Below are 13675 nucleotides of genomic sequence, written 5' to 3' on the forward strand. Positions count from 1 at the left end.
TGATATATCTCACAGTCTGGTATAATTAGCCCATTTACTATTTAAAAAAGGGCATTCAAAGATAATTCTTATCAATCGTAATATCCTTATTTCTTGATCAAATTGACATTATACAATATAAAAACCCCTGCTTACGGACAAAGTCCATAGCAGGGGCCACAATTACTCGATAAAACAAACTATGAAAATGATCAGTCCCAGAAAAAGTTGGACGGGTTTTGCAACGCATCTTGCGCTGACGAATATCCAGCAGGGTTATTTGTTGACTCTGAACCAGGCAGGTCTACATAGTTTTTCGGCACTTTCAGGTAATCACGATCTGCAACAAACAGTTTTGTAAACCCTACTCTTCTTACTTCTGCGTATGCTTCATACCCATTATCCAACAGTGTCACCAGCTTCTGCTGTACAATTGGAAGTGTTTTGTCTGTAGCATCATCAAACGCTACTGAAACAGCTTCCTCAAATGCAGCATTTGAAGCAACACTATAATAATCCAAGTTAGACTGAATACCGTTCAGGTAAGCCGTCTTTGCATCACCTGCTACGATACCATTGGCATAAACCTCAGCTTTCAGGAACCATACTTCTGAAGCCAGCATGATACCTTGCTTAGTCGCATTTGTCCATACACCATACTTTGGTACACCATTTAGCCTTGCATACACTCTATCATCATAATACTCTGCATCAGACAATTCCTCTCCCAGTCTTGGACCATTCCACTGTCCTGAGAAATCAGCCCACTTTGCCGCATCAGATGCTGCGTTGGTTATCTTTTGTGCACCAGCTTCATCTGCATTATTTTCCAGAAGATCACTGTAAAATGCTTCCAACTCTGTTACAGTCCATTGCTTGTAAAATGCTTCCGCTTTGGCTGCACTAGAAACAAAGTTATTGAAGTAAGCAGAACCTGCATTTTCCACTACAGTGGTTTTCAGGAAAAGCGTATTCAAGCGTGGATCATCATTCGCCATTTCCTCATCCGCAAATGTCATGATATTTAGAATACCTGCTGTTGGCTTTCCTTCATCTCCCCATCTTGTAAGGGCATTGGCTGCATTCATACCTCCAATCTCCGTCCAGATCAAACTTTCATCATCCACCGTCTCAAAAAAGGCACCTTCTGGTGTCGCTTCAATCAAAGGATTGTTCATGATTTCCTGAATTACGGATGCCTGATCAGACACCTTATGCCACCTAACTGCAGCTCTTAACCTTAGCGAGTTCGCAAACTTTGCCCATTTCTGATAATCCCCTTCATACAAAAGGTCCCCTGAAGCCAAAGAAACACTAGTTCCTTCCTTTGATTTCAGAATATCCACCAACTGCCCCAATTCTTCTATCAGAACTGGATACACTTCTGCCTGTGTCTCAAATTTAGGTGTCAGAGACTGTCCCAATTCCGAGAAAGGTGTTACACCAAAGGTATCTACCAAACGAAGAATCTCGTTCAGCTTCATCACTTCAAAAATTGCTTTGTCAGCCTCATCACCTTCATACTCTTCCAACAGGTCAGAAGCCTCTTGAATTACCCTGATTTTAGTACTGAGCGCATTACTCCAGTACATGGTTTGCAGACGGTTTGACCTTGCCTCTGCATATACTGATGTCTGGTGTTTAGGTACACCATAAATAATGTTAGCAAGGTTTGCTGTTACCAAACCACTCCCTACATAAGTATGTCCATAAGATGACATGGAAGTAATGGAAGTCTTTAACAGTGGTGCTACTAAATCACCAATCATTTCAGGAGTCAGACCATTTGAAATGTCAATACCATTTGGGTTGATATTCATTTCCTCATGGTCGTCTGTACAGGCTACCAATGCAGCAGCCAGTAAAGCAGGAGCGATAAGCGCTTTTTTTATTTTATATGATAATTTCATAATACAATTCAATTTTAAAAAACAGACTGTCGTTAACTCAATTTCAATTGATTACAGTTTGATGTTTATGTTGAAGCCCAAGCTTCTGCTAGATGGTAAGGACAGGTACTCTACCCCTACAATATTTCTAGCTGCCATTGACTGAGGATCAACACCTTCAGCTGCATTGTACAGGTAACCAAGGTTTCGTCCGACTACAGATACTGTAATGTTCTGGAAAGGAGTCTTACTCATCAGTGAGGCAGGAAGCGCATACCCCAAGCTTACTTCTCTTAGCTGTACAAATGATGCATCCGTTACGAATGGCTCCGCAATACGGTTGTTAGTTACACCTACCCAATAGGTCTGCGCATCTACCGCTTCAGTGTAAGCATTTCCATCTTCCGTTACTGCATTCTGCTGAATGCCATTTTCTCTGCCAGCTTCTGTGTCAGCATGGTTACCATTTCTATGCATTGTCATATTGGTACCAGAGAAAACATCTCCACCAAACTGTGCTCCAAGTGCTGCATTCAAAGTGAAGTTCTTATAATTGATTGTATTGGTGAAACCACCAGTCATGTCAGGTGTAATATTACCCAGTACCTGTTCAGATTTCGCAATTGGTACGCCATTGGCATCTACCACAATTCTTCCTGCGTCATCATAGGTAAATCCATTCCCCTTGATCTGCCCGAAAGGCTGACCTTCTTCTGCGATTACAGAAACCTGGAAAGGAGTGGCTGTATCATTAACCAATGTATTGGTCAAGCCATCTTTCATTTCCAATACTTTATTGGTGTTTTTAGCCGCATTCAGCGTCATGCTCCAACGGAAATTGGTTGTCTCAACTGGTGTCGCTGTCAATTGGAATTCAATACCTTTATTCTCAATTACACCTCCGTTGATCCATCTATAACCTTCCGAAGTTTGAGCTGCATAAATCTGATCTTCTGAAGTAGCTTTATAATATGTTACATCCAACCCTAGGCGATCATCGAAGAAGCGCAAGTCAGTACCAATTTCAAATGAAGAAGTTGTTTCTGGAACAAGATCAGGGTTTGGTCTGATCGATTGTGTAGATACCGTTACAATATTGTCCTGACGGCTGAATATCAGGTTTGGTGATGTAGCATATGGCTGAGTATCGTTACCTACCTTGGCAAAAGAAGCTCTGACTTTACCAAACGTGAAGAGCTTGCTGTCCATATTCATCAGTTCACTAAATGCAAATGCACCGGTCACTGAAGGGTAAAAGAATGTTCTGCCTGGAAGTGCCGAAGAAGCATCCTGTCTTGCTGTCAAGTCAAGGAACAGCACGTTCATGTAGTCAAAATTGGCAGCCGCAAAAAATGAAACCACTTCCTTTTCCAACTCAGTTCGGGTATGCTGAGGCTGATTAAGGTTGTTTACTGTATAAACTCCTTCATAAGCCATTGCACCACTCATCAGGTCTGAAGTAGAAGTCTGCTTCAGCAAGTTTGCTCCCAAGATCAATTTACCATTCAGATCATCTGTCAGCTGTCTTTCCGCTGTCAGCATCAGATCTGAGTTCATCTCTTTCACCTGCTGTCTTACATTGATCATTTCATTATTCAGGTCTTCTCCTCTAAAGTTTAAAGAAGTACGGTCTGCTGACCAGAAGTCCAAACCTGTTCTACCTTGTACACTCAACCACTCTGTAAACTCATACTTTACTGAAGCCATTCCCAGAAAACGGTCCTTCTCATCAAAGTTTGGCATTTCATCCAAAGCATAGTAAGGGTTCAAGGTCAAAGGATCAGGGTTGAACTTGTATTTTACATTTCCTTGGTGATCCTTCAGGTCATTTACATTCAATGATCTTGGCATTGACACCAAAGAGTAGATTGGGTTTACATAGTTTTCTCCACTGACAGGACGGTTATAACCTTCCACCCTCATATAACTTAACTTTGCATCAGCTGACAGCTTTTTGTTTAACTTCGTACGACCTCTGAAAGTCAACATGTTTCGGTCAAACTCACTGCCCTTTGTAATACCATTGTTTTGTAAGTTGGTATAAGAAATTCTGAAATCTGAGATTTCATTACCTCCTGATAGCGCGACACCATTTGTCAGTGTCAAACCGTTTTGGAAGAAGTCTTTTACATTGTTTTCATACCCCTGATAAGACTTTGTCTCACCATCAAAATCAATGTAACTGTTAACGCCACTTCCAAATTTTGGTCCCCAGCTCGATGTTGCGTTCCAGTCAGTACCTACCACAGTTGTTGGTGTTCCATCATTGATACTTCCTTCGTTACCTACACCATAACTGTTTTGAAGGTTCCAAAGCAGCATTGGGAAATCAAACGTGACGTTGCTGTTAATTTCCACACCAATTCCTTCTCGTTTTACACCCGTTTTGGTATTGATCAGGATTACACCACCTGCTGCTCTTGTACCATAAAGTGCCGCAGCAGCTGGACCTTTCAATACCGAAATGGTTTCAATATCATCTGAGTTTAGGTCAGCAATACCATCACCATAATCGATGGCTACGTTTTTCAAGCTTGTTACACTGTTGGAAGTGTTGTCAATTGGCACACCATCTACAATAAACAATGGTTGGTTAGAACCTGAAAGTGAGTTGTTACCCCTGATCACCACACGAGATGAACCACCTGCCCCACCTGAACTCCTGTTGATCTGCACACCGGCAATCTTACCAGAAAGTGAGTTCATCATGTTGGGTTCCTTAATCGTGGTCAGGTCTTCACCACTTACCTCAGTAACAGAGTAGCCCAAAGCCTTGGTCTTTCTCTCCATACCAAAAGCGGTAACCACTACTTCTTCCATTTCCTGAACATTAGGCTCAAATGAAATGGTAAGTGCCGTTTGGTTTCCCAACGTTACTTCCTGCTGAAGGTAACCAATATAAGAGAAAACCAGAATATCACCTTCTTTTGCTTTCAGGCTGAACTTACCATTAAAGTCTGTAACTGTTCCCGTGTTTGTCCCTTGTACCTTAATATTTACTCCAGGTAAAGGCTCGTTGGTCGTTGCATCATTTACTTGCCCTTTATAGGTATTTGGATCTTGGGCAAAAGCATGCAATGAGAGCAGCAATATGCTGCATAGCATAAGGAATTTCATCTTCATAATTAGAAAGTTAGTAGCACTTTATTCTAAAAAAATATAGTTTATTTTATATAAGGTAGGCGCTAATCTTCGGAATTGCATTTCAATTCGCTCTGCGACAACAATTAATCGCTAAACGACATTTATCAGATGATAAACGGCGATTATCCATTGTTAACAATTTCGATATATTTAACTGATAGTAAATGACATACAAGAAATAGCATTTTTATTAAGGCAATAACTGCTAAAAAGTATCTTGTATGTCATCTAGGGCTATAACTCCTCCTCTATTGATTTATATCATTGTAAGTCAATTGCTTGACCTTCTTAAGAATATCATCTGAAGTACTGGACTGAATTGGTACCAATGTAAACTGGTAACTGAGATCCTGCTCCGCATTTATTTGATAAGCAGCTAACGTTTTGGAATACCAGCTGTCTATACCTCCTACTCCCCTTTGCTTGAAATCAATAAACCACTCCACCAGATCGCGTTTCACAATATCATTTGTATGTTGGTTAACTAACCTCACTTCAGGATATTCATAACCTTTAGCCGCATCAAAGTCACTCCACAGGTAAGGCAGTGCACTTCCTGACAGTGCTTTGTTATTCGCAACAGCTAGCAAGCCCTTTCCATCCTGATTGGTCAGTGCCATCCAGCGGATGTCTGTCTTGTACCCATTATCTTGTGGTCTGATATATGGTACATACTGGTCACTTGCCTTGCTTGCATAGAGATCTACCTTTGCAGCATCATTACGGTCACTGTAGTTTTCCCAAGGACCTCTACCGAAATACTGGAAGTTTTCAAACTGTCTGTCCAAGACCATATTCATGCCCACTCTCGGTATATCCAACTGGTTCTCCTTACCGTGAAGCGTACCAGTCACCTGCAAGGTTCCGTTCCCAAACGCAATATATTCTGAAGTGAAAGAAGTTTCTGTTCCCGTCAGGGCAAACACGACGGTTACTTTGACCTTACCTTGCTCCAGCTCCTTATAAGAGAAGGATTGAACGGTTTGTTCCAAGGTCGCTTTCTTCCACTGGATTTTCTCCTTATCCATTCGGTTACCGAAATCGTTGTCGTTCATACTTCTCCAGAAGTGAGGCTTCAATCCCTGTTCTTCTTTCAGATACGCTACGCCATTGAATGAATATGCAGTAAATGTTCCTTTCTGCTTATCGAATACCCATTTTACCTGCTCATTCCCAATGGTCAGGATATTCCCTTTTTCTGAGACATTCAGTGCTGCCAGTTCACTTTGCTTGACTGCTTCGCTTTTGAAAATTGGTAACCTGAATTGGTCTGCTGCCACTTCAAAACCTTGGGGAATAAACGGAGCCGCATCAGCAGTTACCACTGATAGGTCCAGAAAGTATTCCGTATTTGGCATAATGGTCAAATCTTTCAAATCAAAGCGCAACGCTTCGTTCATTTGAGGCTCGATTTTCAATGGCTGATCTGAAAACTGCTTCACTATCTTGCCATCTGCTTTGATGCTCGCTTTCAGGATATATCCATCGGCACCTCTGAAGAAATCCAGATTTCGGATAGTGATCACCCCATTTGAAAGGTCTTTTTCCTCAAACTTGATATTCTGATATGCTTTCTTGATCTCAAAGGCTGTCGGGTGGTACTTGCGGTCAGGTGTAATAATCCCGTTGCAAAGGAAGTTACCATCTGTTGGCACATTGTCTGGTCCATAGTCACCACCATAGGCAAAGAACTCATTGCCATTTTCGTCTTTCTTGAGCAAACCCTGATCCACCCAGTCCCAGATAAAACCGCCTTGCAGATTCGGGTATTGCTCAATCAAATTCCAGTATTCTTTCAGGTGACCTGAGGAGTTCCCCATTGAATGTGCATACTCACACAGAATCAACGGACGATCCGTATATTTTTTGGCATAAGCCTCAATCTGGGCAGGAGACTCATACATCGGAAAATAGATATCCGTATTCCACTCCTTCAAGGCTCTTTCAGAGGAAACAGGACGGCTATCCTGCGACTTCAGCCACTTGTAAGTCATATAGAAATTGTAACCGTTACCAGCTTCATTTCCCAATGACCAGCCAATAACACAGGCATGGTTCTTATCCCGTTCAAACATGCTGACAGTCCTATCCATATGGGCTTTTTCCCATTCAGGATTATTCCCTAGCGTACCACCCTTATGCAGTCCATAATACATCCCGTGAGACTCAATATTGGCTTCATCAAATACATACAAGCCATATTCATCACATAGCTCATACCATCTTCGCTGCTGCGGATAGTGGGAAGTCCTCACTGCATTGACATTCATCTGCTTCATCAGTTCAATGTCTTTTCGCATGATTTCTTCTGTCACCACATGTCCTGTTTCAGGATTATGTTCGTGCAGGTTGACTCCTTTGATCAGAATTGGCTTGCCGTTTACCAGTAACTGTCCGCCCTTGATTTCTGAACTTCTGAAACCTACCCGAGTTGACGTGACCATCAGCTCCTTTCCTTTCTTGTCCTTCAGTTTCAGAAGAACAGTGTAAAGGTTTGGTGTTTCTGCTGACCAGACTTTAGCATCTTTTACATCAGCCGTAAATTGTACACTGCTTTCCTGTGCTCCATTTATCTCCAGTACCTTGCTCCCACTATGGATTGGGCTTGAAGAAGCTGTTACCTCTTTTCCTTCATACAGCTCGTACTGCAATTCAATTTTCTGCCCTTTGACTAAGTGATTGGTGATATCAACAGTCAGATCAAAGGTACCATCAGTATAGTTGTTGGTCAGGTTCGTGATTGCTGCAAAATCCCTGATTCTCACTTTTGGTGCTGCAATCAGGTACACATCCCGTTCAATGCCACTCAGTCTCCAAAAATCCTGCGCTTCCAGGTAAGAGGCATCAGACCAGCGGTAAACCTCAAAAGCAATGCTGTTCTGACCTTTCTTAAGGCAAGGTGTAAGATCAAACTCTGAAGGTGTCTTGGAACCTTGAGTATAACCAACCTTCTCTCCATTCACCCAGATATAGGCAGCAGACTTGATCGCCCCAATATGCAGGAACACTTCCCTTCCATCCCAGTCTGCAGGTAGTTCAAAAGTTCGTTTGTAGGAGCCTACCGGATTGTACGTTTGCGGTACAAATGGTGGGTTTGGTTTTGGCATCTCCGTAAAGCCATTGGATCTTGGGTCTGCAAACTCAAAGTGGTGATTCGTATAAACAGGAATTCCATACCCTTCGATTTCCCAGTTGGCGGGTACCTTGATATCCCCCCATCCACTTACATCATAGTTGTCCTTATAAAAATCAGCCGGACGTTCTTTTGGGTTATGTGCAATATTGAATTTCCAGATACCATTCAATGAGAGATAGTTGGCTGAGGACTTGTAATCATTGGACTTTGCCTTGACCAAGTCACTGTACACCATAAAGGAAGCTCTTGCCTTCTCCTTGTTATGCTGTACTACATTTGGGTTTTCCAGATCTGGATGGGGTAATCTTGTCTGCTGTGCCACGGTACTTCCCATGGTGAAGCACAAGGCAGACAAACCTCCAAGCACAATTCTTTTGACGTTCATTTCAAGCTCGTTTATTGAATTAAAAAAGTTCATCTCGTAGCAATTTAACCTTCTTTTTTAAACTGCATACCTTAATTGCTAAAGATCAATCTGTTTCGATAAATATAGCTTGAGCCCGCCATTGTATCCTGAAGTTTTTCTTTTACGCCTAACGAAAATAAGTATCAATAAAAAATCCTGCACCTTTCAGTCAGATGCAGGATTTCAATTTCTTGATGTTAGCCTTTATCACTCAATTGTGGAATCCGATACTTCAATCTTTGTATCGCTGTGCATAGAGATGCTTGGATAAACAGGATACCATGAGCCTCCTATATTGTTTCTGATGACACAATTATCAATGATGATATTTCCTGTATGGTTGTTGGAAACAAAAAAGATGGAAGAACCAAATGCATTCACTTCGTTCTCCTCAATCAATGAGCCTTTGACTGTCAAGGTCATCTGGTTGCCATCATTGTAGATTGCTCCTCCACTACCCCCTCCCGGTGTTCCTTCTGTAGCAGGATTTCCACCATTGCCAATGGCTTTATTATGGGAAAATACACTGTTCAGTATTGTCCATGATACCCCAATGCTACTCAGCGCACCACCATTGGAACCTACATTGCCATATCCTTCTTCGCCTCCAAACGTACTGTTCACCACATATACAGGTAGGTCTTCGTACTGGTCAAACACACGGATGGCTCCTCCTCCTACATCTGGTCCATCAACAGCGCAAACATTATTGAAAAAGCGGCAGTTCACCACTTTCAACCTGCCTCCTCTTGACCAGATGGCACCTCCGCCTGTAAATTCCGTTTCAGCTGAAGCGTTTCCATCTGCAAAAGTGATATTCTGAACCGTCAGCTTAGGATGATCCTGATTTTGGCAGGTTGCCGTTGTCCAGTGCTGAGCCTGATCGCAAGTGTTCATGTACAGAATTCGTACCTTTCCACCACCACTCAGGGTAACCAATCCACCTCCATCAATGACTATTTCCTTGCTGGCATCATTGAAAATCTTGGCAGTTTCTTCCAAGGTGATAGTGATCGGTTCATTCCCACAGTCAAACACGATTTTTCCTCCTCCTGCCACAGCATCAATAAATGCCTGCCCTGTACAACTCTCAGGTGTTCCATCTCCTACAATTTGATCAGGTTCAGAAACATCTTCCAAACCAGCATCGGAAGGTATAGTAGCCTTGCCATCGGGATTACCTGCTGCAGGTCCATTTTCAGGTGATTCCAACGGATTATTGACAATTAGTCCACTATCTGGTTCTTCCGAACAAGACAGGACGATTAGACAAGCTGATAAGTATAATAGTATTCGTTTCATGCATTTATGGTTGAGGAAAATGTATTAAAAAAATAGCCTTCTACAATAAGTATGCACAAATGTTACTATTCTGTTGAAAGATTGACATACAAGGTACTCTCCTACTTTTTCGTTCGCTATTGCCAATTATTAGTATCAAAAAATCATCATATAACTTCAATCAATACCTGTTTCAATATTATTGATTTGATATATAATCATTCCTTGGTCACCTTTGTACAGGAAAAGCGATAAGCAGGTAATATTTGCTGTTACAGCAATCCATATATTCTCCACAAATAACTAAAATATAAATAGGATCAGAGCCTATCAGTGACTCTACAATAGCTTGCTCTAACGGTAAGAAATATAAAGGGACTCATTTTCATCTTGCATACAGAGATGCGCTCAGTTGGGCACTGATAAACTATTGATTGGGAGAGAAGCATTTACCTTCTCCCTTCATTTCTTTAAACTGAAATAAATGATGAAACAACTACGGAGCATCAGTATATCACACAAAACCGCATCACTTGAGCTAAGAGAGTCCTATCTACTGAGTGACTCTACCAGAATGGCGCTCAATAATAAAATACTCAGCTCTTTTGATGATGTTTCAGGTCTAATGATTATTTCAACCTGCAACAGAACCGAGATATACTTTGAGTCTTCTAGTACATCAGCTAATGAACTGCTCGACTACCTTATCTTATTTATTAACCCTGACCACCATCAGGAAAACCAGCGTCACCTTTTTGAGGTACATGACTCAACCATTAATGCTGCCCAACACTTGCTATATGTAGCCAATGGGTTGTCATCTGCTGTATTGGGTGACAATCAAATCATCTCTCAAGTTAAACAGGCTTTTTGGTTTGCTCTGGAGCATAAAACACAGGGCTCTGTACTGGAAAGAGCCATGCAGGCAACATTCAGAAGTCACAAACGAATCGTTAATGAAACCAGTTTTCACAGCGGTTCTACATCCACTGCCTATATGGCGCTCAAGTTAATTGAAGAAGGTCTTGGCAAAAGTAATTTAAGTAACCAAAAGCTTTTGATTATTGGTGCAGGACAGATTTCAACCGAAGTGCTTCAATACCTTCCTAAGTTTCCTTTCTCAGAAGTTTACATCAGTAACCGAACATTGGAAAAAGCAGAAAAGCTAGCAAACACATATGGCATTAAGATGTACGCTTGGGATAACGTAAAGAAGAATGACTTTTCGGAGTTTGATGCTGTCATTTCAGCAGTAAGTAACCGTAAGGACTTGATCAAAACGGTTCAGAAAAGTAAGCAGTCAAAAGTAATGGTAGATTTGGCTTTTCCTGCCAATATCAATCCTCTAATTGGCAAGCAGGAAAATGTATCGGTTTTTAACTTGGATGACCTCAATTCACAATCAGAACTGACCTCTTTGGAAAGGACTAATGCGACTTCCAGTGTACATGAAATTATTGAGTCAGAAATCTTGATTCTAGAAAATTGGATGCGTCAACATCAGCTTAGGAAATTTTCACATCTATTCTGCCAAACACAAAGCACCTTACAGCAGTTTACCTACAATGACTCTCAAAACAGCCTAGTTCAGGCTAGACTAACCAAATAACAAACTTGATGACTACCTGCATTTAACAAACTGTATTATTTCAAGGTAGCCCTCAACTGAAATGTTTGTTTACTATACACGTTATATGAATTAATACAGTAACAAATAAACTAAACCAGAATGAAACAAATACTAACAATTGTACTTACGTTCTTTTCTTTTTCTTTAATGGCTCAAGAAGGTGATGATATTTTTGAAGCATGCAGAAGCGGTAACCTGGCAGAGGTGAAAGCCATGTATAATAAAGACCCTGACACACTAAACAGTGTCGGCTATAAAGGGTATACGCCACTTATTTTGGCTGTATATAATAACCGACCAGAAATTGTGGATTTTCTTCTGAGTAAAAAAGTCGATGTAAATACCAAGGCTAACTCAGGTAATACAGCCTTGATCGGTGCCACTTTAAGAGGGTATGTTTATCTGGTGGATAAGCTTATTAAAGCTGGAGCCGATATCAATCAGCAAAATAACGATGGTGCTACAGCCCTGACATTTGCTGTAAACTTTGGTAACACCACCATTGCAGAAGCGCTTATTGATATGGGGGCTAATCCACACCTTGCTGACAACAGTGGCAAAAGTCCACATGACTATGCTGTATTTGAAGAAAACCAAACCATGATTGACCTTCTCAAAAAAGGAGGCTCAAAGCAATAAACTTTATCCCAACATAAGAGCGCTTATCACATTCAATGATAAGCGCTCTTTTTATATCCTTATTCTTAGTGATACTTTTTCATTTCATACTCCAACGACTTTTTGACATTTACCCACTCCTCTCTTGTTATGGAGTAGATAACAGTATCTCTCAAACTACCATCAGCATTGATCCTATGATTACGCAAAATACCATCCTGTTTGGCTCCCAATCTTTGGATGGCAGTCTTTGAGCGATGATTATGCCAATTGGTTTTGAATTCTACAGCGATACAGTCCAACGCTTCAAAAGCATATTTCAGCAAAAGATATTTGCACTCTGTATTTACTCCAGTTCGTTGATAGCTTTGGGCATACCAAGTAAATCCGATCTCCAACCTTCTATTATCAGGGTCTGCATTACAGTATCTTGTTGAACCAATCACTTTTCCCGATTGCTTGTCCTTCACCACAAAAGGGTGAGCCTTATTATTCTCCCATGCCTTCAGTGCACTCAATATATAGTTATCGACTCCTTCCTCCGATGGCACTGAAGTAAACCACAACTCCCAAAGTTTACCATCGGCAGCAGCTTCCATCAGCGCCTCCCTATGCGTTGTGTTTAGAGGAGAAAGGGATACTTTTTCTCCATCCAAAGTTATTTGACCAAACCAGTTATTCATTTTGCGCACGTTTAATTTATTATTTTAAAAAGATAGCGTTATGCTCATTCCACTTTAGCTTTGGCTAAAAAATAATCTTCCAGCTTATGAGTTCCATACTGTGGAGCCACCATATCCATCACCATTGCTGACAAAAAGAATTCAATCGGGCCATAGGTCTTGGCTGATAAAAATGTTCTTACAAACCACAAAACCATTTTTCGGACCCAGTCAGGTAAATGCGTTATCTTTGGTTGTTTTGCCAATGCTTTTAAAGCAAACCTTGCAATCTCATTTTGAGATAAAACTTCTGGACCTCCAATGTTCAATTCTTGGTCAGTTGTTGCAACCATTCTTACACATTCTTTTGCTAAGTCTGCCCCATGAATAGGATTTAATTTCAATTTACCATCTCCAAATAGGTACACCCTACCACCTTTTGCCATATCCAGAAAATCACCCATATCTGAGAAGAAGCCATTGGGACGGATTATGCAATATTTCAAATCTGAAGCTTTTAGATAATCCACCATCCGCTCTTTTGCTGCACAAATTTGCAGATGCCTCATTTGATCTCCACGAAAAACTGAAACATAGATGAATTTCCGGACACCATTTACCTTTGCAGCATCAACCAAGTTTACATTTGCCTGATAATCCACATCCATATAGGTAAGTCCATCTTTTTGCCGTGTGATTCCTACCGTACTGATCACCACATCAACTCCTTCAAAAGCCTTACTGATAGACGCAGGTTCGGTTACCTGCCCTTCATAAACTTCAAACTCCTGATCATTGAAATTCACTTTTTTCTTATTTCGAACTATCAGACGTACTGAGTAGCCTTCTTCCTTTAGTCTTTTAGCGATATAGCCACCCAAATATCCCGTAGCACCTGCCAATAGAATCTTCTCTTTTTTCATAATTGTT

8 protein-coding genes are annotated in these 13675 nt (G+C 41.1%); 2 read left to right on the forward strand and 6 right to left on the reverse strand.

Features of this window, described 5'->3' with window-relative positions; genetic code table 11:
• Nucleotides 1–191: 191 nt before the first annotated feature.
• The 4 genes from V6R21_RS05205 to V6R21_RS05220 form a co-directional block, all read right to left on the reverse strand.
• Complete coding sequence (locus V6R21_RS05205) at nt 192–1889, reverse strand: SusD/RagB family nutrient-binding outer membrane lipoprotein (protein WP_334241507.1); 1698 nt, start codon at nt 1887–1889, stop codon at nt 192–194.
• Between the two features lie 51 nt (nt 1890–1940).
• On the reverse strand, nt 1941–4991 hold the full coding sequence (locus V6R21_RS05210) for a SusC/RagA family TonB-linked outer membrane protein (protein ID WP_334241509.1): 3051 nt from the start codon (nt 4989–4991) through the stop codon (nt 1941–1943).
• A 269-nt stretch (nt 4992–5260) separates the two neighbouring features.
• Nucleotides 5261–8533, reverse strand: coding sequence for a glycoside hydrolase family 2 TIM barrel-domain containing protein (locus V6R21_RS05215; RefSeq protein ID WP_334241511.1), 3273 nt, complete (start codon nt 8531–8533; stop codon nt 5261–5263).
• A 228-nt stretch (nt 8534–8761) separates the two neighbouring features.
• Nucleotides 8762–9856 (reverse strand): hypothetical protein, encoded by a 1095-nt coding sequence (locus tag V6R21_RS05220; protein WP_334241513.1) that lies wholly within the window; start codon nt 9854–9856, stop codon nt 8762–8764.
• A 463-nt stretch (nt 9857–10319) separates the two neighbouring features.
• Here V6R21_RS05220 and hemA point away from each other — a divergent pair, with 463 nt between their 5' ends.
• Complete coding sequence (gene hemA / locus V6R21_RS05225) at nt 10320–11444, forward strand: glutamyl-tRNA reductase (protein ID WP_334241515.1); 1125 nt, start codon at nt 10320–10322, stop codon at nt 11442–11444.
• A 120-nt stretch (nt 11445–11564) separates the two neighbouring features.
• Nucleotides 11565–12104, forward strand: a complete 540-nt coding sequence (locus V6R21_RS05230; protein ID WP_334241517.1) for an ankyrin repeat domain-containing protein — start codon at nt 11565–11567, stop codon at nt 12102–12104.
• 65 nt (nt 12105–12169) lie between these two features.
• On the opposite strand, the gene V6R21_RS05235 is transcribed toward V6R21_RS05230, so the two are convergent.
• Nucleotides 12170–12766, reverse strand: coding sequence for a GNAT family N-acetyltransferase (locus V6R21_RS05235; RefSeq protein ID WP_334241519.1), 597 nt, complete (start codon nt 12764–12766; stop codon nt 12170–12172).
• A gap of 44 nt (nt 12767–12810) precedes the next feature.
• Nucleotides 12811–13668: an SDR family oxidoreductase gene (locus V6R21_RS05240; RefSeq protein WP_334241521.1), complete on the reverse strand. Its 858-nt coding sequence runs from the start codon at nt 13666–13668 to the stop codon at nt 12811–12813.
• Between the last annotated feature and the right edge of the window lie 7 nt (nt 13669–13675).

The sequence above is a fragment of the Limibacter armeniacum genome, from assembly GCF_036880985.1.
Lineage (GTDB): Bacteria > Bacteroidota > Bacteroidia > Cytophagales > Flammeovirgaceae > Limibacter > Limibacter armeniacum.